General features: G+C 71.5%; 19 protein-coding genes. 13 read left to right on the top strand and 6 right to left on the bottom strand.

The window, feature by feature from the left end; translation table 11 throughout:
• The first annotated feature begins 1 nt into the window (after position 1).
• The 6 genes from mmsA to IM787_RS06210 are packed head-to-tail and all read left to right on the top strand — an operon-like array spanning position 2 to position 7,095.
• A complete protein-coding gene (gene mmsA / locus IM787_RS06235) occupies positions 2-1,543 on the top strand; it encodes a multiple monosaccharide ABC transporter ATP-binding protein (RefSeq protein ID WP_193675779.1) in 1,542 nt (513 codons plus the stop codon).
• Positions 1,536-2,750, top strand: a complete 1,215-nt coding sequence (gene mmsB / locus IM787_RS06230; RefSeq protein ID WP_193675778.1) for a multiple monosaccharide ABC transporter permease — start codon at positions 1,536-1,538, stop codon at positions 2,748-2,750. Before mmsA ends, mmsB begins: the two co-directional genes overlap by 8 nt.
• The gene (locus tag IM787_RS06225; protein WP_193675777.1) at positions 2,750-4,249 is read left to right on the top strand and encodes a sugar ABC transporter ATP-binding protein; all 1,500 of its coding nucleotides are present in this window, start codon (positions 2,750-2,752) and stop codon (positions 4,247-4,249) included. Before mmsB ends, IM787_RS06225 begins: the two co-directional genes overlap by 1 nt.
• Positions 4,246-5,295, top strand: coding sequence for an ABC transporter permease (locus tag IM787_RS06220; RefSeq protein WP_193675776.1), 1,050 nt, complete (start codon positions 4,246-4,248; stop codon positions 5,293-5,295). Before IM787_RS06225 ends, IM787_RS06220 begins: the two co-directional genes overlap by 4 nt.
• Positions 5,292-6,320 carry a galactofuranose ABC transporter, permease protein YjfF gene (yjfF, locus tag IM787_RS06215; RefSeq protein WP_193675775.1) on the top strand — a complete coding sequence of 343 codons (1,029 nt, stop codon included), beginning with the start codon at positions 5,292-5,294 and terminating at the stop codon, positions 6,318-6,320. Before IM787_RS06220 ends, yjfF begins: the two co-directional genes overlap by 4 nt.
• Positions 6,321-6,360: 40 nt before the next feature.
• The gene (locus tag IM787_RS06210; RefSeq protein WP_193675774.1) at positions 6,361-7,095 is read left to right on the top strand and encodes an SOS response-associated peptidase; all 735 of its coding nucleotides are present in this window, start codon (positions 6,361-6,363) and stop codon (positions 7,093-7,095) included.
• Here the strand turns inward: IM787_RS06210 and IM787_RS06205 are convergent.
• Positions 7,092-8,048, bottom strand: coding sequence for a LysR family transcriptional regulator (locus IM787_RS06205; RefSeq protein ID WP_193675773.1), 957 nt, complete (start codon positions 8,046-8,048; stop codon positions 7,092-7,094). The two genes, IM787_RS06210 and IM787_RS06205, sit on opposite strands and share 4 nt — an antisense overlap.
• 94 nt (positions 8,049-8,142) lie before the next feature.
• On the opposite strand from IM787_RS06205, the gene IM787_RS06200 reads away from it, so the two are divergent.
• The 4 genes from IM787_RS06200 to IM787_RS06185 all read left to right on the top strand — a co-directional run bounded on the left by IM787_RS06200 (position 8,143) and on the right by IM787_RS06185 (position 12,635).
• The gene (locus IM787_RS06200; RefSeq protein ID WP_193675772.1) at positions 8,143-9,354 is read left to right on the top strand and encodes a CaiB/BaiF CoA transferase family protein; all 1,212 of its coding nucleotides are present in this window, start codon (positions 8,143-8,145) and stop codon (positions 9,352-9,354) included.
• A gap of 5 nt (positions 9,355-9,359) precedes the next feature.
• On the top strand, positions 9,360-10,637 hold the full coding sequence (locus IM787_RS06195; RefSeq protein ID WP_193675771.1) for a DUF1254 domain-containing protein: 1,278 nt from the start codon (positions 9,360-9,362) through the stop codon (positions 10,635-10,637).
• A 40-nt stretch (positions 10,638-10,677) separates the two neighbouring features.
• Complete coding sequence (locus IM787_RS06190) at positions 10,678-11,649, top strand: Bug family tripartite tricarboxylate transporter substrate binding protein (RefSeq protein WP_193675770.1); 972 nt, start codon at positions 10,678-10,680, stop codon at positions 11,647-11,649.
• A gap of 113 nt (positions 11,650-11,762) precedes the next feature.
• Positions 11,763-12,635: an alpha/beta fold hydrolase gene (locus IM787_RS06185; RefSeq protein ID WP_193675769.1), complete on the top strand. Its 873-nt coding sequence runs from the start codon at positions 11,763-11,765 to the stop codon at positions 12,633-12,635.
• Between the two features lie 21 nt (positions 12,636-12,656).
• Here the strand turns inward: IM787_RS06185 and IM787_RS06180 are convergent, their stop codons facing one another.
• Positions 12,657-12,971 (bottom strand): hypothetical protein, encoded by a 315-nt coding sequence (locus IM787_RS06180; protein ID WP_193675768.1) that lies wholly within the window; start codon positions 12,969-12,971, stop codon positions 12,657-12,659.
• A 52-nt stretch (positions 12,972-13,023) separates the two neighbouring features.
• On the opposite strand from IM787_RS06180, the gene IM787_RS06175 reads away from it, so the two are divergent.
• Positions 13,024-13,923: a LysR family transcriptional regulator gene (locus IM787_RS06175; protein ID WP_193675767.1), complete on the top strand. Its 900-nt coding sequence runs from the start codon at positions 13,024-13,026 to the stop codon at positions 13,921-13,923.
• A 10-nt stretch (positions 13,924-13,933) separates the two neighbouring features.
• Here IM787_RS06175 and IM787_RS06170 read toward each other — a convergent pair whose 3' ends face one another.
• From IM787_RS06170 to IM787_RS06155, 4 genes are read right to left on the bottom strand one after another with little or no spacing between them, the layout of a single operon-like run.
• A complete protein-coding gene (locus IM787_RS06170) occupies positions 13,934-14,842 on the bottom strand; it encodes an EamA family transporter (RefSeq protein WP_435531150.1) in 909 nt (302 codons plus the stop codon).
• 17 nt (positions 14,843-14,859) lie between these two features.
• Positions 14,860-15,852: an SDR family oxidoreductase gene (locus IM787_RS06165; RefSeq protein ID WP_193675765.1), complete on the bottom strand. Its 993-nt coding sequence runs from the start codon at positions 15,850-15,852 to the stop codon at positions 14,860-14,862.
• Positions 15,849-16,778 (bottom strand): bile acid:sodium symporter family protein, encoded by a 930-nt coding sequence (locus IM787_RS06160; protein ID WP_193675764.1) that lies wholly within the window; start codon positions 16,776-16,778, stop codon positions 15,849-15,851. The genes IM787_RS06165 and IM787_RS06160 overlap by 4 nt, the downstream gene beginning before the upstream one ends.
• 16 nt (positions 16,779-16,794) lie before the next feature.
• Positions 16,795-18,129 (bottom strand): flavin-containing monooxygenase, encoded by a 1,335-nt coding sequence (locus IM787_RS06155; protein WP_227494144.1) that lies wholly within the window; start codon positions 18,127-18,129, stop codon positions 16,795-16,797.
• 96 nt (positions 18,130-18,225) lie between these two features.
• Between IM787_RS06155 and IM787_RS06150 the strand changes: the two genes are divergently transcribed.
• A complete protein-coding gene (locus tag IM787_RS06150; protein ID WP_193675763.1) occupies positions 18,226-18,984 on the top strand; it encodes an IclR family transcriptional regulator in 759 nt (252 codons plus the stop codon).
• 134 nt (positions 18,985-19,118) lie between these two features.
• A complete protein-coding gene (locus tag IM787_RS06145) occupies positions 19,119-20,093 on the top strand; it encodes a hypothetical protein (RefSeq protein WP_193675762.1) in 975 nt (324 codons plus the stop codon).
• Positions 20,094-20,139 lie beyond the last annotated feature (46 nt).

The raw sequence follows: 20,139 nt of genomic DNA, 5'->3' as shown, positions 1-20,139 counted from the left end.
CATGCTGCTCGAGATGCGGGGCATCCGCAAGACGTTCCCGGGGGTCGTCGCGCTCGACCGCGTCGACCTCGGGGTGCGCGCGGGCGAGATCCATGCGGTGGTGGGGGAGAACGGCGCCGGCAAGTCCACCCTGATGAAGGTGCTCTCCGGCGTCTACCCGCACGGCAGCTACGGCGGCGAGATCCACTTCGCCGGCGAACAGCGGCGCTTCGCCGGCATCGCCGACAGCGAAGCGGCCGGCATCATCATCATCCACCAGGAACTCGCGCTCGTGCCGCAGCTGTCCATCGCGGAGAACGTGTTCCTCGGCCACGAGACGGCACGCGGCGGCGTGATCGACTGGTTCGAGGCGCACGCCCGCACCCGCGAACTGCTGCGCAAGGTGGGGCTGCGGGAGCCCTCGACGGCGCTGGTGTCCGACCTGGGCGTCGGCAAGCAGCAGCTGGTGGAGATCGCCAAGGCGCTGGCCAAGGACGTGAAGCTGCTGATCCTGGACGAGCCCACGGCGAGCCTGAACGAGGCGGACAGCGAAGCGCTGCTGAAGCTGCTGCTGGAGTTCAAGGGGCACGGCGTCACCTCGATCCTGATCTCGCACAAGCTCAACGAAGTGCGCCAGGTCGCCGACCGCGTGACCGTGCTGCGCGACGGCAGCACCGTGCAGGCCTTCGACTGCGCGGAGGACGTGCTGTCGGAAGACGCGGTGATCCGCGCGATGGTGGGCCGCGAGATGGCCGACCGCTACCCGCCGCGCACGCCGGACATCGGCGAGGTCCTGTTCGAGGTGCGCGACTGGCGCGTCCGGCATCCGCTGCATGCGGACCGCGAGTTCATCCGCGGCGTGGGCCTGCAGGTGCGGCGCGGCGAGATCGTGGGCATCGCCGGCCTCATGGGAGCCGGTCGCACGGAGTTCGCGATGAGCGTCTTCGGCCGCAGCTGGGGCCGCCATGCGGGCGGCGAGTTGTGGATGGAGGGCCGGCGCGTCGAGGCGCGCACGGTCGACCAGGCGCTGGCCGCCGGCATCGCCTACGCCACCGAGGACCGCAAGGGCCTGGGCCTGGTGCTGGGCGAGGACATCGTCTTCAACACCACGCTGGCCAACCTGCGCGCCGTGGCACGGCATGGCGTGATCTCCGACCGCGACGAGCACCAGGTCGCCAGCGACTACCGGCGGAGGCTGCGCATCCGCTCGGCAGGCGTGCACCAGGCCTGCGTGAACCTGTCCGGCGGCAACCAGCAGAAGGTGGTGCTGGCCAAGTGCCTGTTCGCCCAGCCGCGCCTGCTGATCCTGGACGAGCCCACGCGCGGCATCGACGTCGGCGCCAAGTACGAGATCTACACCGTGATGAACGAGCTGGCCCGCGAGGGCAAGGGTATCCTGATGATCTCTTCCGAAATGCCGGAGCTGCTCGGCATGTGCGACCGCATCTACGTGATGAACGAGGGCCGGTTCGTGGCCCAGCTGGCCCGCGACGAAGCTTCGCAGGAGGCGATTCTGCGCGCGATCGTCGGCGCCGGCACGGCGCGGGAGGTGGCGCATGCCTGATCCCGTCGCCGCACCGCTGCAGGTCGACGCCGCGCCGGCCGCCGACGCGCCGCCCGCCTGGCGCGGGTTCCTGCGCCAGCACCTGCGCGAGTACGGGATGCTGCTGTCGCTGGTGGCGATCATGGTGCTGTTCGAGGTGCTCACCGACGGCACGCTGTTCCAGCCGCTCAACCTGACCAACCTGGTCCTGCAGAACAGCTACATCGTCATCATGGCGCTGGGCATGCTGCTGGTGATCGTCGCCGGCCACATCGACCTGTCCGTCGGTTCCGTCTGCGGCTTCATCGGCGCGCTGGCCGCGGTGCTGATGGTCAACCAGGGCTGGCACTGGCTGCCCGCCTCCGTCGTCTGCCTGGCGGCCGGCGCCGCGATCGGCGCCGCCCAGGGCTGGCTGGTCGCCTACCCGCGCATCCCTTCGTTCATCGTCACGCTCGGCGGCATGCTGGTCTTCAAGGGCCTGTGCCTTGCGCTGCTGCAAGGCCAGTCGATCGGCCCCTTCCCCGACACCTTCCAGGGCCTGAGCTCGGGCTTCCTGCCGGAGCTGACGTCGGGCGGCGGACTGCGCGCGACCTCGCTGGCCATCGGCCTGGCCGCGGCGGCGGCACTCGGGGCGGCCAGCCTGCGCGGCCGCGCCCAGCGCATGCGGCACGGCATGGAGACCGAGCCGGCCGCCTTCTTCTTCGCCAAGACCCTGCTGTTCGTCGCCGCGATCGCGCTCTTCAGCTGGCTGCTGGCGTCGTACAAGGGACTGCCGAACGTGCTGGTGGTCATGGCGATCCTGATCGTCGGCTACGACTTCGCCACGCGGCGCACCACGGTCGGACGCCGCATCTACGCCCTGGGCGGCAACGAGAAGGCAGCGCGCCTGTCCGGCATCCGCACCGAGCGCCTGACCTTCCTGGCCTTCGCCAACATGGGCATGCTCGCCGGGCTGGCCGGCCTGGTGTTCGCGGCGCGCCTGAATACGGCCACGCCCAAGGCGGGCCTGGGCTTCGAGCTGGACGTCATCGCGGCCTGCTTCATCGGCGGCGCCTCGGCGACCGGCGGCATCGGCCGCGTGACCGGCGCCGTCGTGGGCGCCTTCATCATGGGCGTGATGAACAACGGCATGTCGATCCTGGGCATCGGCATCGACTACCAGCAGGTGATCAAGGGCCTGGTGCTGCTGGCCGCGGTGTACGTCGACGTGTACAACAAGAACAAGTGATGGCCGACGCTCCCGTCCTGCAGCTGGAAGGCATCCACAAGGCGTTCACCGGCGTGCGCGCGCTGAAGGGCGCCGGCCTGCGCCTCTTCCCCGGCGAAGTGCACGCCCTCATGGGACAGAACGGCGCCGGCAAGTCGACGCTGATCAAGGTGCTGACGGGCGTCCACGCGCCCGATGCCGGCACGGTCACGCTGGCCGGCGAAACGATCCGCCCGCGCTCGCCGCTCGACGCGCAGCGGCTGGGCATCAGCACCGTGTACCAGGAGGTCAACCTCTGCCCCAACCTGTCGGTGGCGGAGAACGTGTTCGCCGGGCGCTATCCGCGCAAGCGGCTGCGCATCGACTGGAAGACCATGAACGCGCAAGCGCGGACCCTGCTCGCGCGCCTGAACCTGGACATCGACGTCACGCGGCTGCTCTCCAGCTATCCGGTGGCCGTGCAGCAGATGGTGGCCATCGCCCGCGCGCTGAGCGTGTCGGCCAAGGTCCTGGTGCTGGACGAGCCCACGTCGAGCCTGGACGAGGACGAGGTGCAGCGCCTGTTCGCCGTGCTGCGCCGGCTGCGGGAAGAGGGCATGGCGATCCTGTTCGTCACCCACTTCCTCGACCAGGTGTACGCCATCGCCGACCGCATCACCGTGCTGCGCAACGGCGAGCTGGTGGGCGAGTGGCCGACCCCGCAGCTGCCCGCGCCCGCGCTGGTCGCCGCGATGGTGGGCCGCGAGCTGGCCGCGCGCCAGGCTGCGTCCGCGCCGCCGGAGCGGGCCGTGGATGGCGAGGCCGACTTCGAGGTGCGTGGTATCGGCCGCAAGGGCCAACTGCACCCCACCGACATCGCCTTGCGCGCCGGCGAGGTGCTGGGGCTGGCCGGGCTGCTCGGCTCCGGGCGGACGGAACTCGCGCGCCTCGTCTTCGGGCTCGACGCAGCGGACGCCGGCGAATGGCGGATGCAGGGCCGCGCCGAACGGGTCACCTGCCCCTCGGACGCCGTGGCGCTGGGCATGGGCATGCTGCCGGAAGACCGCAAGACGGACGGCATCGTTGCCGAACTGTCGGTGCGCGAGAACATCGCGCTGGCGCTGCAGGCCAAGCGCGGCGTCTGGCGCAACGTCTCCGGCGACGAGCAGGCGCGCCTGGCCGAGCGCTTCGTGCAGGCCCTGGGCATCAAGACGGCGGGCATCGAGACGCCGCTGGCGCAACTCTCAGGCGGCAACCAGCAGAAGGTGCTGCTGGCGCGGTGGCTGGCGACGCAGCCGCGCCTGCTGATCCTGGACGAGCCCACCCGCGGCGTGGACGTCGGCGGCAAGCAGGAGATCATGGACGAGATCCTGCGGCTGGCGAAGGACGGCATGGCGGTGCTCTTCATCTCGTCCGAGATCGAGGAAGTGGTGCGCGTGTCGCACCGCATCGCCGTGCTGCGCGACCGGCGCAAGGCCGGCGAGCTGGCCGCGGGCGCCACCGAGCAGGACGTGTACCACCTCATCGCGGAGCAGCCATGAGCGGCATCTGGCGCCATCGCCTGTTCTGGCCCCTCGCGACGCTGGCGCTGCTGCTGGCCGTCAACGCGGGCTTCAACGCCAACTTCCTCGTGCTGCAGTGGCGCGAGGGCCACCTCTATGGCAGCCTGGTCGACATCCTCAAGGGCGCGGCCCCGCTGATCCTCGTGTCGCTGGGCATGACCCTGGTGATCGCCACGCGCGGCATCGACATCTCGGTGGGCGCGGTGGTGGCCATCGCCGCCGCCGTGGCCGCCTGGATGATCGGCGGCTCGCTGGTGGTGGTCGACGGCGTGGCCACGCACGTGAGCCGCTTCCCCATGTGGGCCGCCATCGCCGCGGCGATCGGCGTCGGCCTGCTGTGCGGCGCGTGGAACGGGCTGCTGGTGTCGGTGGTGGGGATGCAGCCCATCATCGCCACGCTGATCCTGATGGTGGCAGGGCGCGGCGTCGCGCAGCTGGTGACCAACGGGCAGATCATCACGATCTACTACGCACCGTACTTCTTCATCGGCAACGGCTACCTGCTCGGCCTGCCCTTCGCCTTCTGGATCGCCATGGCGGTGTTCGCCGTGCTGCTGCTGCTCACGCGGCGCACGGCGCTCGGCCTGTTCATCCAGTCGGTCGGCATCAATCCCTCGGCGGCGCGGCTGGCCGGCCTGCCGGCGCGCAGCATCACCTTCTGGGTCTACGCCTTCGCCGGCGCGTGCGCGGGCGTGGCCGGGCTGATCGTGAGCTCCACGGTCAAGAGCGCCGATGGCAACAACGCCGGCCAGCTGCTGGAGCTGGATGCGATCCTCGCCGTCACGCTGGGCGGCACCGCGCTGACCGGCGGCCGCTTCACCCTGGCCGGCAGCGTGATCGGCGCGCTGATCATCCAGTCGCTGACCTATGCCATCTACTCGCTGGGCGTGCCGCCGGAAGTGAACCTCGTGGTGAAGGCGGCGGTCGTCTTCGCCGTGATGCTGCTGCAGTCGCCCGAGTTCCGCCGCACCGTCACCGGCTGGATGCGCCGCCCGCAACCCGCTCCCGGGAGTCCGACCGCATGAGCGCCCGCCTCGACGACATCGACCTGGTGCCCGCCGCCCCGCCGCAGGCCGCCACCCGCCGTGCGACCCGGCTGGACCCGAAGTACCTTCCGCTGCTGGTGACGGTCACGCTGTTCGCCGCCCTGGCCGGCTACGGGTCCTTCGCCTACACCGGCTTCTTCTCCGCCCAGGTGTTCCTGAACCTGCTGATCGACAGCTCGTTCCTGTGCATCGTCGCGGTCGGCATGACCTTCGTGATCCTCTCGGGCGGCATCGACCTGTCGGTGGGCGCGGTGATCGCGCTGACCACCATGGTCTGCGCCTCGCTGCTGGAACACCACCAGCTGCCCGCCGGCGTGGTGATCCCGCTGGTGCTGGCCATGGGCCTGGCCTTCGGCGGCTTCATGGGACTGCTGATCGAGCGTTTCCGGCTGCAGCCCTTCATCGTCACCCTGGCCGGCATGTTCCTGGCGCGCGGCCTCTGCTACCTGATCAGCATCGACTCCGTGCCGATCGGCAACGCCTTCTTCTCCGAGGTGTCGCAGGTCCGCATCCCCCTCGTGGGCGAGGCTTCCCTCTCGATCGGCGCGGTCATCGCGCTCGTCACGGTCGCCGCCGGCATCTGGCTGGCGCACTACACGCAGTTCGGCCGTACCGTGTACGCGATCGGCGGCAACGAGCACTCCGCGCTGCTCATGGGGTTGCCGGTGCGCTCCACGCTGGTCGGCGTGTATGCGTTGAGCGGCTTCTGTTCGGCGCTGGCCGGCGTGGTGTTCGCGTTCTACATGCTCTCCGGCTACGGCCTGCACGCGGTGGGCCTGGAGCTCGACGCCATCGCCGCCGTGGTGATCGGCGGCACGCTGCTGACGGGCGGCGTCGGCTACGTGTTCGGCACGCTGTTCGGCGTGCTGCTGCTGGGCATCATCCAGACGCTCATCATGTTCGACGGCACGCTCAGCTCCTGGTGGACGCGCATCGCCATCGGCGCGCTGCTGTTCGCGTTCTGCCTGCTGCAGAGGGTGTTCGAAGCCGGCCGGCGGCGCTAGGGCCGTTCGCCCCCGCAGGAAGGGGCCCGATAATCGCCGCGTGTGTTCCAACTACGTCGCGGTCTCGCGGGCCGACCGCCTGCTCAGCTTCTTCGGGGTGCACCGCGAGCGCGACGACCCGCCGGTGGACACCTTCCCCACCGGCCTCGCGCCCTTCATCCGGCTGGCGGAACCGGGCTCCGGCCACCGGCGCGTGGCGGAAGAGGGCATCTTCGGCCTGCTGCCCGGCTTCGCGAAGGAACTCGCCTTCGGCCGCAAGACCTACAACGCGCGCAGCGAGACGGTGCACCAGCTCCCGAGCTTCCGTGATGCCTGGCGCCGCGGCCAGCGTTGCATCGTGCCGGTCGAGATCATCTTCGAGCCGAACTACGAGAGCGGCAAGGCGGTGCGCTGGGCGATCCAGCAACCCGGCGCCGTGCCCATCGGCATCGCCGGCATCTACACGCGCTGGCGGCATCCGGACGGCCGCGAGCTTTTCAGCTTCGCGATGCTGACCGTCAACGCCGACGGCCACGCGTTCTACAGCCGGTTCCAGCGGCCGGGCGACGAGAAGCGCATGCCGGTCATCCTGGCCCCCGCGGAGTACGACGCCTGGCTGGCGTGCAGCGTGCAGGAGGCGCCGCAGTTCTTCCGCACCTGGCCGGGCCCGCTCGAAGGGGAGCCGGCGCCCCTGCCGCCGAGGGCACCGGCGGCGAGCAGCGTGCGCACCACGCGCCCGCCGAAGCCCAAGCCTCCGCCGAAACCCAAGCCGCCCGAAACGCCCTCCCTGTTCTAGGCCGGGCCGCGCGCGCCGGCGCCCGCGCGGCGCAACGCGGCCGCGAACGCCTGGACCAGCGGCGCCGGGGCCTCGGCGGCGCGGCGCGTGTAGAGCCCGAGGGACGGCAGCGGGACGGCCGGCGTGACGGCCAGCCGACGGAGACCGGTGCGCGCCAGTTCGTCGCGCGCATGTTCGAAGCGCACGGCACCGAGCAGGGCGGCGTCCATGCGCAGCACGCTGCCGATGGTCACCGACGACAGCACCTCGATCGCCGGCTCGGGCGGCTCCAGTCCTTCGTTGAGGAAGGCCGTCATGAAGGCCTGGCGCACCAGCGTGTCCTTGGGCGGCGCCACCCAGTCGGCCGCATGCAGGTCGGCCCAGCGCAGCTTGCGGCTGCGCGCCAGCGGGTGCTCGGGGTCGCACAGCACGCAGAGTTCGTCTTCCAGCAGCACCTCGGGGTGCAGCAGCGGGAGCAGGTCGCTGGTCAGCAACTCCGGCGTGATGGCGCCGAAGACGCAATCGAGTTCGCCGTCCAGCAGCTTCTGCACGAGATCGCGCACGCGCCCTTCCTGGACCTGCACGCGCGCGCCCGGCACGCGCCGCCGCAGCTGCACGACGGCGCGTGGCACGGACGCCGTGACCGACAGCGTCCCCAGCCGCAACACGCCGGCGGCGCCGGTGCGCAGGGCGTCCACTTCGTCCTTGCCGCGCAGCAGTTCGCCCAGCATCACGCGCGCCCGGTAGACCGCGGCTGCGCCGAGCGCATTCGCCGCCAGGCCCTGCGGGCTGCGCTCGAAGAGGCGCGCGCCGAAGCCCGACTCCACCTCGCCCAGCATCTTGCTCAGGGCGGGCTGGCTCAGGTTCAGCCGCACGGCGGCCGCGCGCATCGTGCCGGCATCGGCGAGCGCGACCAGCAGTTCGAGGTGGCGCAGGCGCAGGCGCCGCACCAGGTAGTCGGAGTTCGGTTTCATGCGAGGGTCCAGGAGCGTTGCCGATCACCCGATGTGATCGCGGCATCAGCATTATTGAATTTTCAGGAATCGCACCGCCGACTATCGTGCGGCCATGCCTGATGCTTCCCCCCAGGGCGTCCGCCCACCCGCCGCTCCGCTGGCGGACGTGCGCGTGATCGACTTCGGCCAGTACATCGCGGGCCCGGGCGCGGCCATGGCACTGGCCGAACTGGGTGCCAGCGTCATCAAGGTGGAACCCATCGGCGGCGACCAGGCGCGCCACATCGGGCGCTACGGCGAATCGATGATCCGCGCCTACAACCGCGGCAAGCGTTCGATCGCGCTGGACCTGAAGAGCGAAGCCGGGCGCGAAGCGGCCTTGCGGCTGGTCGCGGGCAGCGACGTCGTCATCCAGAACCTGCGGCCCGGGGTGGTCGAAAAGCTCGGCATCGGCCCGGCCGAAGTGCGGGCGCGCCATCCGCGCGTCATCTATCTTTCGATCTCCGGCTTCGGCAGCAGCGGCCCGTCGCGCCAGCGCCCCGGCTACGACATCGCGGCGCAGGCGGAAAGCGGACTGATGTCGGTGACGGGCGAGCCGGACCGGCTGCCGCAGAAGGTGGGCGTGCCGATCGTCGATGCGGCCGCCGCGCAGCTCGGCGCGCAGGCGGTGCTGGCCGCGTTGTACGGCCGCGAGCGCAGCGGCGTCGGCGAGACGCTGGAGGTCTCGCTGCTGGAGACCGCCTTGCACCTGCAGGCGGCGACCTGGTGCGAATACCTCGCCGGCGCGCCGGAACCCACGCGCATCGGCGACGGCCAGCCGCACAACGCGCCCGCGGCGGAGGTGGTGGCGACGCGCGACGGCCACGTCGTGCTGTCCGCGTATGCCGAGGACCACTGGCAGCGCTTCTGCCGGGCGATGGGACGCGAGGAGCTGGCCGTCGACCCGCGCTTTAGCAGCAACGAGCGCCGCGTCGCGCACCGCGCGGAACTGCGCGACGTGCTGCGCGATTGCCTGTCCGGCTACACCAGTGACCAATGCGTCGACCTGCTCAGCCGCCACCAGATCGTGGTGGGTGCGGTGCGCCGGTACCGCGACGTGCTGGCCAGTGCGGACGTCGCCGCCAGCGGGATCCTCGTCGATGCGGCCGGAACGGACGGCGGGCACTACCGTGCCCTGGGCCTTCCCTACCGGATGGGCGATGCGCCGCGCGCCGCGCCGCCTGCCGCACCGGCCTGCGGCGCCGACGGCGCTGCCGTGCTCGCGGAAGCCGGCTACTCCGATGCACAGATCGCGGCCTTGCGCCAGGCCGGGATCCTCGCCTGAACACCATGACCGAAGCCGTCCTCCCGACCGAAGTGCTTGGCCGCGCCGCCGTGCGCGCCGCCGTCCTGCAGACCCTGCCGCTGTTCGAGATGATGCGCATGCGCGCGGCCACGACCGCGCGGCGCCATCCGCGGCTCGGCTTCGCGTCGGAGCAGCGTGATTCCACGATGCGCTGGGTCAACCAGTTCACCCACACGCACCGCCGCCTCGGCCCCGACGACCGCGAGGTCGTGAGCCCGAACAACGACACCGTCTACAGCAACACCTGGCTCGACCTGTCGGCGGGACCGGTGCTGGTCGAGACCCCGGACATGGGCGACCGCTACTGGACGCTCGGCCTGCTGGACGCGTGGACCAATCCGTTCGCCTACGTCGGCCGCCGCACCACCGGCAACCGCGCGCAACGCACGCTGGTGCATGGGCCCGGCTGGCGCGGCACGGTGCCTGCGGGCATGGACAACGTCATCGCGGCACCGGGCGAGGACGTGTGGATCATCGGGCGCATCCTCGTGGACGACACGCCGGCGGACCTGGAGCAGGTGCGCGCGCTGCAGGCGCAGATCGTGGCCCGCCGCCTGGACGGGGGCGATGCGGCGATGCGGGTGGACACGCTGCTGGACGGCCGCGCGGTCGCCGTGCCGCCGGCCGCGCTGTACCGGCGCATCGTCGACGCGGCCCTTGCCCGCAACCCGGTGCCCGAAGGCGAGACGCTGCCGTGGCCCGTCGGCGAGGAAGCCCTCGCGCGGGAACTGCCGCACGTGCTCGAGGAACTGCGCCATACGGAGCAGCCGCACGCCCTGGGCGGCGGCTGGGCCCTGGCGGTGGCCGTGCGCAGCCACTGGGGCGAGGACGTGCAGACCCGCGCCCGCGTGGCGCGCAATTTCATCGGGGCGCTGGGCATCGACGAGGCGATGTACCCCACGGCGGAAGTCGACGCCGCGGGCGATCCGCTGCACGGATCGAACCGCTACGAGCTGCGCTTCCCGCCCGGCGGCGGCCCGCGCGTCGGCGCGTTCTGGTCGCTCACGCTGTACCGCCGCAGCGACTGCCTCTTCGTCGCCAATCCCATCGACCGCTACTCCATCGGCGATCGCACGCCCGGCCTGCGGCTGGAGGCCGACGGCAGCCTGGTGATCGGGCTGCAGGCGGACGATCCCGGCCCGGAGGGCAACTGGCTGCCCACGCCGGCGGGCGAGTTGTTCTACGTCGTGCTGCGCCTGTACCAGCCGCAACACGAACACCTGGCCTTCCTCTATGCCTATCCGCCCCTGCGCCGCAGGTGAGCCGGGCGCGCGAGAACCTGAGATCATCAAGGAGACTCCCATGGACATCACCCGTCGCCACCTGCTCGGAGCCGCCGCCGCGGCGCTCGCCCCGCTGGGCCTGCCGGTCGCGGCGCAGGCCTGGCCGGCGCGCCCGATCCGCCTCGTCTCGCCGTACAACGCCGGCGGCGCCAGCGACATCCTCACGCGCGTGCTGGGCGACTTCCTGGGCGCGCGGCTCGGCCAGGCGATGGTGGTGGAGAACAAGGCCGGCGCCGGCACGCGCATCGCCAACGACTTCGTCGCGAAGGCGGCGCCGGACGGCTACACGCTGCTGCACGCGGCGGCGCCCATCGCCATCGGCGAGGCCCTGTACCCGAACCTGCCCTACGACCTGCGCAAGAGTTTCGAGCCGATCGTCAGTACCGCGATCGCGCCGCTGTTCCTGGTGGTCAACGCCGAAGCGCCGTACAAGACCGTGGCGGAGTTCGTGCGCTGGGGCAAGGCGAACCCCAAGGGCTTCACCTTCGGCTCGCCCGGCGCCGGATCGGCGCCGCACCTCACGGCCGAACTGCTGATGCGCGCGGCCGGCGGCAAGGGCGTGGTGGTGCAGTTCAAGGGCGATGCACCGGCCTACGCCGAGCTGCTGGCCGGCCGCATCGACGCGACGCTGACCGCCATCTCCACGGCCGTCCCGCACGTGCAGGCCGGCAAGCTGCGCGTGCTGGCGGTGGCCAACGAGAAACGCACGCCGCTGCACGACGCGCCGACCTTCGTGGAGTCGGGCCTGCCCACGGTGGTCGGCTACGGCTGGTACGGCCTCATGGCGCCGGCGGGCACGCCCGAAGCGATCGTGCGCCGGCTGAATGCCGAGACCAACGCCGCGATCGCCGATGCGGAAGTGCGCAAGAAGGCGGAGGCCGCCGGACTGCAACTGCGCGGGGGCACCGCGCCCGAGTTCCGTGCCTTCATCGACGCCGAAGCGAAGAAGTGGGCGCAGGTGATCAAGGCGGCGAACATCCAGGCAGAGTAGCGCGCCCGCCTGGGCTTTGCCGCGGGGCCGATGCGTTTGCATACGGCCGCAACATCCGCAAAACACGGCAGAGCCGCGGGCGCGGTAACTTCGGGACTCCCCCAGGAGACCCTATGGACACGCGCGTGCGGCATCGCCGCATCCGGATCGGCGCCGTCGATGCCTTCTACCGCGAAGCGGGTGCCAGCGATGCGCCGGTCGTGCTGCTGCCGCACGGCTATCCGTGCTCGTCGTACGAGTTCCGCAACCTCATGCCGCCGCTTGCCGACCGCTGGCGCCTGCTCGCGCCGGACTACCCGGGGGCGGGGTACAGCGTGGCGCCCGAAGGCTTCGAGCACAGCTTCGACAGCTACGCGCGCTTCCTCGATGGCTTTGTGACGGCGCTCGGCGTCGAACGCTTCGCGCTCTACCTGCACGACTTCGGTTCGCCGATCGGTGCGCGCCTGGCCATCCGTGCGCCGGAGCGCGTCGCGGCACTGGTCATCCAGAACGGCGACATCCCCTACGAGGACGCGCTCGGCCCGAAATACGCCGACATCGAAGCCACGTGGAAGCTGCCCGCGGCGCAGATGCGGGCGAAGATGGTCGAGGCGGTCACCGAGGAAGCCTTCCGGGAGGAGTTCCTCAACGACGTGCGGCCCGAGCTGGCCGCCACGATCCCGCCGGACCTGTGGCAACTGCATTGGTCGCTGATGACGCCGCAGCGCAGGGAAGCGGCCGCGGACCTGCTGGTGGGCCTGCAGGCGAACCGCGCCTGGTTCCCGGAACACCGCCGCTACCTGCGCGAACACCGGCCGCCGACGCTGATCGTCTGGGGCCCGCAGGACCACTACATGCCCGAACGTTCGGGCCGCGCCTACCTGCGCGACCTGCCGGAGGCCGAGTTCCACCTGCTGGACGGCGGGCACTGGCTGCTGGAGACGAACCTCGACGAAGTCGTGACGCGCATGCGCGACTTCCTCGGGCGCGTGCACGCGCGCCGCTGACCCTCGCCGTCCGCGATCCGCCTAGGCGTGCTGTCGCGTGATGCGGCCGGTGCGCAGGCGCGCAACGAGGCCGGCGAGCAGCGTCCGCAGCGACGGCGCCTCCTGCACCGCGACGACGGCATCGTGGACGGCGAACACCGTGCCTTCGGTGTCCGTCGGCAGCATCGCCGGCGCTGCGATGCGGACGGCGGCCGGCACGACCAGGCGGCCGGCGAGCCAGGTGGAGGGCGCCTGCAGCAGCACTTCGCCCTGCACGAGCACCGCGGAGGCGGCGCGCGCAGGAAGCAGCATCGCCTGCCCGGCGGGGAGCGTGTGGGAGCGTGGTTGCGTGTTCATGGGGGACAGTCTAGGATTCAACGACCTTCACATTCAATTGAATCGAGATTCAATGCGCGCCGAAGCCGGCCTCCCCACGCTGCGGCAACTGGAACTGCTGGTGGCCCTGCCCGGCGCCTCCAGCATCGCCGCGGCCGGCACGAAGGTCGGCATGAGCGCCTCCGCCACCAGCCATGCCTTGCGGGCGCTGGAAACGGGCCTCGGCTGCGCGCTGGTCGACCGCATGGCCGCCGGCGTGGTGATGACGCATGCCGGCGAACTGGCGCTGGCCCATGCGCGCGACGTGTTCGCGTCGCTGCACCAGGTGCAGTCCGTCGCCGCGGCCGCGGCGGGCCTGCAGACCGGGCGGCTGCGCATCGGCTCCATCGGGCCCAGCACGTCGCTGCGCCTGCTGCCGCCGCTGCTGGAGAAGTTCCGCCGCCGCTATCCCGGCGTGGAAGTCAACGTGACCGAGCGGGCCGACGCCGACATCGAGCAGGACCTCGTCGAACGCAAGGTGGAGATCGGGGTGGTGCGGCTGCCGCAGCCCTCGCTGGACACGCTCGCGCTGGCGACGGACGAACTGGTCGCCGTGCTCCCGAAAGGGCACCCGCTCGCGAAAGGCGCGACCGTGGCCGTGCGCGATCTGGCCGAGTACCCGCTGATCCTGACGCAGGCGGGATCGCAGGACATGGTGATGCGCATGTTCGACCGCGCCGGCGTGCGGCCGAAGATCGCGCACGAGCTGTTCCAGGTGGTGTCGATCCTGGAGTTCGTCGCCCATGGCAACGGCGTCTCCGTGCTGGCCTCGCTGACGGTGCCGGAGCCGCGCGAAGGCCTGGTCTTCCTGCCGATCACGCCCCGCGTGGCACGGCGCGTGGCCCTGGCCTGCCTGGACGCAACGCGGCTTTCGCCGGCCGGCCGCGCCTTCTGGGAACTGGCGCGCCGCGAAAGCCCCGCCAGGGGCGGCTGACGCGCCGGCCTCAGGCGCGTGCGCCGCGTGCCCGAACCCATCCGGTCGCGCGCGCGCCGAACTGGTTCACCACCAGCCCGGCCAGCACGCCGGCCGTCCCGATCCACTGCAGGCCGTTCGGCCATTCGCCCAGCGCCCAGCCCGCGGCCAGCAGCCCGACGACGGGCACGAGCAGCGAGAAGGGCGTCACGCGCGCTGCCGCGTGCCGCTGCAGCAGGCGGGTCCATAGGGTGTACGCCAGCAGCGTGGCGAGCAGGGCGAGGTAGGCCACGCCCGCCCACGCGGGCCAGCGCGCCGCGGCCAGCTGGGAGGCGACGGCTTGCGGGCTTTCCATCCACGCGGCGAGGGCGAAGAAGGGCAGGATGGGGAACAGGCTGCTCCACGCGATGAAGGGCAGCGCGTCGTAGGCGCCGAACGCGGCGGCGCGCCGCGCCACCAGGTTCGACACGGCCCACATGAACGCGGCGCCGAGCGTGAGCGCGAAGCCCGCCAGCGTCATGTCGGCCGGGCCGGCGCCATGCGCGCTGCCGATCACCAGCAGCCCGGCGAGTGCCACGGCCAGCCCGCCCCATTGCCAGGCGGTGGCGCGCTCGCCGAGCAAGGGCGCGGCCAGGAGGAGGGTGAAGAAGGCCTGGGTCTGCATGACCACCGACGCCATGCCGGCCGGCATGCCGAGCTTGATGCCCAGGAACAGGAAGCCGAACTGCCCCAGCCCCTGCGCGAGGCCGTACGCCGCGATGAAGCGCCACGGCAGCCGGGGGCGTGCCAGGAACAGCAGGAAGGGCAGGGAGGCGGCCGCGAAGCGCAGCGCGCCCAGCAGCATGGGGCTGAAGTCCTGCAGGGCCACCTTCATCACGACGAAGTTCAGGCCCCAGATCACGACCACGCCGGCCGCACCCAGCCAGTCGCCGGTGCTCAGGGGACGCACGCCGGAACTCATCGTGCGGTCACCGGCTTTCCCTGGGCCGCGCGCGCGGCGACGAAGGCCTCGAACGCCTGGGCACTGGTCTTCGTGGGCATGTAGCCGAAATCCTCCTTCAACGCGGTGTTCAGCAGCACCGGACGATAGCGCAGGAAACCGAGTTGTTCGGGGCCGTAGCGGGTCAGGCGCAGCGCCTTGCCCACCGCCAGGCCGGCGCGCAGGAGTGCGGCGGGCAAGGCCAGCAGAGGCTTGCCCAGGCGCGCCGCGATCTCGGGCAGCGTGAGCGCGCCGTCCCCGGCCAGGTTGAAGCAGCCGCCGCGGCGGGTGCGGAGCGCGTGCAGGATCGCGCCCGCCACGTCTTCGTCCCAGGCGAAGACGAACGGGCTGTCGCTGCCGCGCACGGCCAGCAGGCGGGGCCTCTCGAACAGCGCGGTGATCTGGTTGTCCACCCGCTCGCCGAGGATGGTGCCGATGCGCAGCACGGTCTGCAGCAACCGCGGATGGCGCGCGCGGTACTCCGCCAGCATCTCCTCCACCAGCCGCTTGTGGTGCGAATAGGCGAACGCTTCGTTGCCACGCAGCGCATCCGACTCGCGCAGCCAGGCGGGGTTGTCGGCGTGGTAGCCGTAGGCCGCGCCGCTGGAGCTCACGACGATCTGCGTGACGTCCGCCGCCACGCAGGCTTCGAGAACGTTGCGGGTGCCGCGCACGTCGACGTCGTACGCCAGTTCGCGGCCGAGTCGCGGATCGGGGGTGACGATGGACGCCAGGTGGACCACGGTGTCGATGCGATGGGTCACGAGCGTTTGGGCGAGCGCCGCGTCCCGCACGTCCTGCACGAGATAAGTCACGCCGCTGTGGCGGCGCTCCGAAGGGACCGCACGGACATCGGTGGCAACGACCGTCTCGATGCCCGGCTCGCGTGCGAGCGCCTCCAGGAGGCCGCGTCCGAGGAAGCCATCGGCACCCGTGACCAGCACGCGCCGCCCGGAGCCGGCGTCCGTCATGCGGCCTCCGCCGCCGGGGCGGGAGCACCGTCGGCGGGCTTGCGTGCCCACCAGCTGGCCAGCGCCAGGCCCGCGATGATGTCCCAGAAACCCCAGACGCCGGCCACGACGGCCATGCCGCCGAGACCGCCGAAGAAGCTGAAGATCAGCACGAGCCCCAGGCCCGCGTTGCGGATCCCGACCTCGATGGCTACCGCGCGCCGGTCGTAGTCGCTCAGGCCGCTGACGCGCGCGCACAGCCAGCCGGTGCCGAAGGCGAGCGCGTCGTGCAGGGCGACCGCCACCAGCACCAGGCCGACGTAGTCGAGGAAGTAGCGCCAGTTGCCGGCCACCGCGCCGACGATGAAGCCGACCAGGCACACGAAGCTCAGGATGCGCGCCGGCTTGCGGATGCGCAGCGTGAACCGCGGCAGCTTCTCGGCACAGGCGACGCCGAGCACGAACGGCACGGCGATGATGGCGACGATGTGCCCGCCCATTTCCAGCGGGTCGAGCGCGATCGAGCGCAGCAGCGGAGCCGCCGTCGGGTGCAGGGCGCCCCAGAAGGCGAAGTTCAGCGGCATCAGCACGATGGCCAGCGCGTTCGAGAACGCCGTCATCGAGACCGACAAGGCCACATTCCCGCGGGCGCGGTGCGTGAGGATGTTGCTCACGTTGCCGGGCGGGCAGCACGCCACCAGGATCATGCCCAGGGCGATGCTGGGCTCCGGCTGCAGCAGCAGGGTGAGGACGAAGGTCACCGCCGGCAGCACCAGGAACTGCGCCGCCACGCCGACCGCCATCGCGCCCGGCATCCGCATCACGCGGCGGAAGTCGGCCAGCCGCGTGTCGAGCGCGATGCCGAACATCAGGAAGGCCAGCACGACGTTCAGCACGACCAGCGAAGCCGGGTTGAAGTTCAGGCGGATCTCGTCGACGGGCAGCATGGACGCTCCTTGCGGTTCAGGCCAGTCCGGCGGCGGCCTGCCGCACGGCTTCGCGGTAGGTGTCCTTGTGGACGTAGTAGGCCATCCGCTCCAGCTTCAGGTAGCGGTAGCCGCCGCTCAGGTCGGGCGGCGGACCGGCCTTGGCCTGCCGCAGCGCGTCGGCCCTGGGCGAGCCTTCCGCCGCGGCCTTGAAGAAGCGCGCCACCAGTTCGCCCTGCTCGTAGCGGCCCTGCCACCCGATGCCGCTCGCCTCGATCATGCCCATCACGGCCAGGTTGTCGTGGCGGCGCGGGAAGATGTTCAGGTACAGGCGCGGCGCCATGCCTTCCCAGTCCAGCAGGCGCGCGTCGATGAAGGGGTAGTGCAGCTTGTAGCCGGTGGCGCACAGCACCAGGTCGTAGTCGCGCGCGCTGCCGTCCTTGAAGTGCACGGTGCGGCCTTCGAAGCGCGCGATGTCCGGCCGCACGGCGATGTCGCCATGGCCGATGTGGTGCAGCACCAGGGAGTTCACGACCGGGTGCGACTCGTACATGCGGTAGTCCGGCTTGGGGAAGCCGAAGCGCACCGGGTCGCCGGTGAACCACTGCAGCACCTTCGCGTCGATGCGCTGCTTCAGCCAGGCCGGCAGCCTGAGCTTGCCGCCCAGCGTGTCGGCCGGCTTGCCGAACACGTACTTGGGCACGAAGTAGTAGCCCCGCCGCACGGAGAGGTCCACGCTGCGGGCGTAGTGCACCGCGTCCACGGCGATGTCGCAACCGGAGTTGCCCGCGCCCACCACCAGCACGCGCTTGCCGGTGAACAGCTGCGGGTGCTTGTAGGCGGCGGTGTGCAGCAGCTCGCCGTCGAAGCGGCCGTCGAATTCCGGCAGGCTCGGCTCGGCGAGCGTGCCATTGGCGATCACCACGCCACCGAACACTTCGCTGTGGGTCGCCCCGTCGGCGCCGGTCCAGGTCACGCGCCACGGCGGCGCCGCGCTCTCGTCGAGCGGCTCCACCTTCTGCACGCGCGCGCCGAAGCGGAAGTGGCGGCGCAGGTCGAAGTGGTCGGCGAAGGCGGTGAAGTAGTCGCGCAGTTCGCGGTGGCTCGGATAGTCGGCCACCGTCCCGCCCATCGGGAACTCGGCAAACTCGGTCGTGCGCTTGCTCGAGATCAGGTGGGCGGAGTGGTAGACCGTGCTGCGCGGGTTGTCGATGTTCCACAGCCCGCCCACGTCGGTGTGCGCCTCGAAGCCCTGGAAGGCCAGGCCCGCCTTCTGCAGGTTGCGCGCGGCCGCCAGGCCGCTGGGGCCCGCGCCGATGAGGGCGATGGGCCGGGGGGTCTCCGTGGTCATCTTGTCGGGTCGTTCCTGCATGCGGCCGCCGGGGTCGGCGTGCCGCGGCGCAGCTTAGCCGCGGTGCGGCAGAATCCCGGAACTATTTGCCTTCCCGTCTCGGTTTCCGAGATCCGCATGCCCCACGCCACCGCCTCTTCCCCCAGCCTGCGCGTGCTGGAACTGCTGGAGACCGCTGCCCGCCACGGGGCGCCGTTCAGCCTGGCCGACGCCGTGTCCATGACGGGCTGGCCCAAGCCGAGCGTGCACCGCATGCTGGGACAGCTGGAAGACGGCGGCTGGCTGGTGCGCGGCGCCGACGGCCGGCGCTACACGCTCACCGCACGCCTGCTGGCGCTGGCCGAATCCACGCTGGCCGCGAGCAGCCAGCACGGCATCCGCCATGCCGTGCTGCGCCAGCTGGCCGCGGACATCGGCGAGAGCTGCAACCTCACCGCGCTGAGCGGCGCCGACGTCGTCTATCTCGATCGCGTGGAGAGCGCGTTCCCGCTGCGGATGGAGTTGCGGCCGGGGACGCGCGTGCCGCTGCACTGCTCCGCGAGCGGCAAGCTGTTCCTGGCCCACCTGCCGTCGCAGCGTCGCAAGGCGCTGCTCGATGCGCTGCCGCTCGTGGCGCACACGCCGCACACCATCACGCGTCGCAAGGCGCTGGACCAGGAGCTGGAGCGGATCCGCCGCGAGGGCCATGCGGTGGATGCGCAGGAGTTCGTGCAGGGATTGGTGTGCGTCGCGGTGCCGGTGCAATCGCCGGGACGCAAGGACGTCCGCTGCGCTGTGGCCCTGCAGGCCCCGGCGGCGCGCATGCCGCTGGAGAAGGCGCTCCTGCATGTCGCGCGGCTGGCGGAGGCCGCGCGGGCGGTGGCGCGGACCCTGTGAGTCGCGCGGCTGCGACGAAAGGCTGAGGCCCGGTTCCGACTTCCGGCCCATGCGCGATGCGGAGGACGCGCCGGATACTGGCCGCGCCCCAGGTCACCCTGGCGCGCACCGCCAACGCATCGCAAAGGAAGTCCATGTTGCCCGTCACCCCGGTTCCCCGCATCGCCTGCGCTTTCCTGATCGCCTGCACCACCGCGATGGCCTCCGCCCAGGTCGTCATCGGCGGTCCGCTCAACAAGTACGAGGAGCTCGCCCCTGCCTTCCGGTCGCTGCCGGACAAGGGCGATGTCGGCAAGCTGCGCGACGCCCTGCGCGCCGCCGGCGACCTCACCCTGAACCGCACGGTGCTGGTGATCGGCGCCGCGGACCAGCCGCCGCAGACGGTGCACCTCACGGCCCGCGCGTTGAAGCTGGAGGGTTCGACCATCGTCACCAACGGCCACAAGCTGGTGATCCATGCGGAACAGGTCGTTGCCGATGGGGCCAGCAAGGTCGTCGCCGTCGCGGACGACGCGCCGCGCAAGCAGCCGCCCGGTCCCGCCGGCAGCAGGGCCCCCGACGGCCGCGGGGGCCGCGCCGCCGGCGAGGTCGAGCTGTACATGCTGAAGCCGGTGGAAGGCCGCCTCGTGCTGGACCTCGAAGGCCAGGACGGCCAGGACGGTGCCGATGGCGGCAAGGGTGCGGACGGTGCCGCCGGTGCCAAGGGGCGCAGCTCCAAGGTGAAGCACGGCTTTTGCAAGCGTGGCGCGAAGCCGGGCGGTCCCGGCGGCGACGGTGCACCCGGGGGGCACGGCGGAAACGGTGGCGACGGCGGCGCCGGCGGGCTGCTGAACGTGGTGTTCTACAACGCGCCGGTCCACGTCGATCGCCTCGTGTACGACGTGGACGCCGGTGCGCCGGGCCGCAAGGGCGAGGCGGGCGCGGGAGGCAAGGGCGGGCCCGGCGGGCCACGCGGCAGCAATCGCAGCCCGTGCTCCTGGAACAGCCCCGATCCGGGCAACGGCCCGAGGGGGCGGGACGCCAGTGCCGGCCAGTCTGGACAGGACGGCAAGGCAGGCGCGGCCGGCCGCTTCCAGGCCCAGCGGATCGACCTGCCGTCTCCGGGCTGAATGAAGGCGTGCGCTCCGGGCCGCAGCTTCCGCGACAGGCGAGAAT

This window comes from Ramlibacter pallidus (assembly GCF_015070875.1).
Lineage (GTDB): Bacteria > Pseudomonadota > Gammaproteobacteria > Burkholderiales > Burkholderiaceae_C > Ramlibacter > Ramlibacter pallidus.
Note: the sequence above shows the minus strand (reverse complement) of the source record. Positions and strands in the feature narration are given on the sequence as shown.

Bases quoted from the DNA above. Each gene is read 5' to 3' on its own strand.
- yjfF (WP_193675775.1), top strand. From the start codon at position 5,292: ATGAGCGCCCGCCTCGACGACATCGACCTGGTGCCCGCCGCCCCGCCG.
- IM787_RS06220 (WP_193675776.1), top strand. From the start codon at position 4,246: ATGAGCGGCATCTGGCGCCATCGCCTGTTCTGGCCCCTCGCGACGCTG.
- IM787_RS06160 (WP_193675764.1), bottom strand. From the start codon at position 16,778: ATGCTGCCCGTCGACGAGATCCGCCTGAACTTCAACCCGGCTTCGCTG.
- IM787_RS06165 (WP_193675765.1), bottom strand. From the start codon at position 15,852: ATGACGGACGCCGGCTCCGGGCGGCGCGTGCTGGTCACGGGTGCCGAT.
- IM787_RS06175 (WP_193675767.1), top strand. From the start codon at position 13,024: ATGCGCGCCGAAGCCGGCCTCCCCACGCTGCGGCAACTGGAACTGCTG.
- mmsB (WP_193675778.1), top strand. From the start codon at position 1,536: ATGCCTGATCCCGTCGCCGCACCGCTGCAGGTCGACGCCGCGCCGGCC.
- IM787_RS06225 (WP_193675777.1), top strand. From the start codon at position 2,750: ATGGCCGACGCTCCCGTCCTGCAGCTGGAAGGCATCCACAAGGCGTTC.
- IM787_RS06185 (WP_193675769.1), top strand. From the start codon at position 11,763: ATGGACACGCGCGTGCGGCATCGCCGCATCCGGATCGGCGCCGTCGAT.
- IM787_RS06190 (WP_193675770.1), top strand. From the start codon at position 10,678: ATGGACATCACCCGTCGCCACCTGCTCGGAGCCGCCGCCGCGGCGCTC.
- IM787_RS06145 (WP_193675762.1), top strand. From the start codon at position 19,119: ATGTTGCCCGTCACCCCGGTTCCCCGCATCGCCTGCGCTTTCCTGATC.
- IM787_RS06200 (WP_193675772.1), top strand. From the start codon at position 8,143: ATGCCTGATGCTTCCCCCCAGGGCGTCCGCCCACCCGCCGCTCCGCTG.
- IM787_RS06180 (WP_193675768.1), bottom strand. From the start codon at position 12,971: ATGAACACGCAACCACGCTCCCACACGCTCCCCGCCGGGCAGGCGATG.
- IM787_RS06195 (WP_193675771.1), top strand. From the start codon at position 9,360: ATGACCGAAGCCGTCCTCCCGACCGAAGTGCTTGGCCGCGCCGCCGTG.
- IM787_RS06205 (WP_193675773.1), bottom strand. From the start codon at position 8,048: ATGAAACCGAACTCCGACTACCTGGTGCGGCGCCTGCGCCTGCGCCAC.
- mmsA (WP_193675779.1), top strand. From the start codon at position 2: ATGCTGCTCGAGATGCGGGGCATCCGCAAGACGTTCCCGGGGGTCGTC.
- IM787_RS06150 (WP_193675763.1), top strand. From the start codon at position 18,226: ATGCCCCACGCCACCGCCTCTTCCCCCAGCCTGCGCGTGCTGGAACTG.
- IM787_RS06155 (WP_227494144.1), bottom strand. From the start codon at position 18,129: ATGCAGGAACGACCCGACAAGATGACCACGGAGACCCCCCGGCCCATC.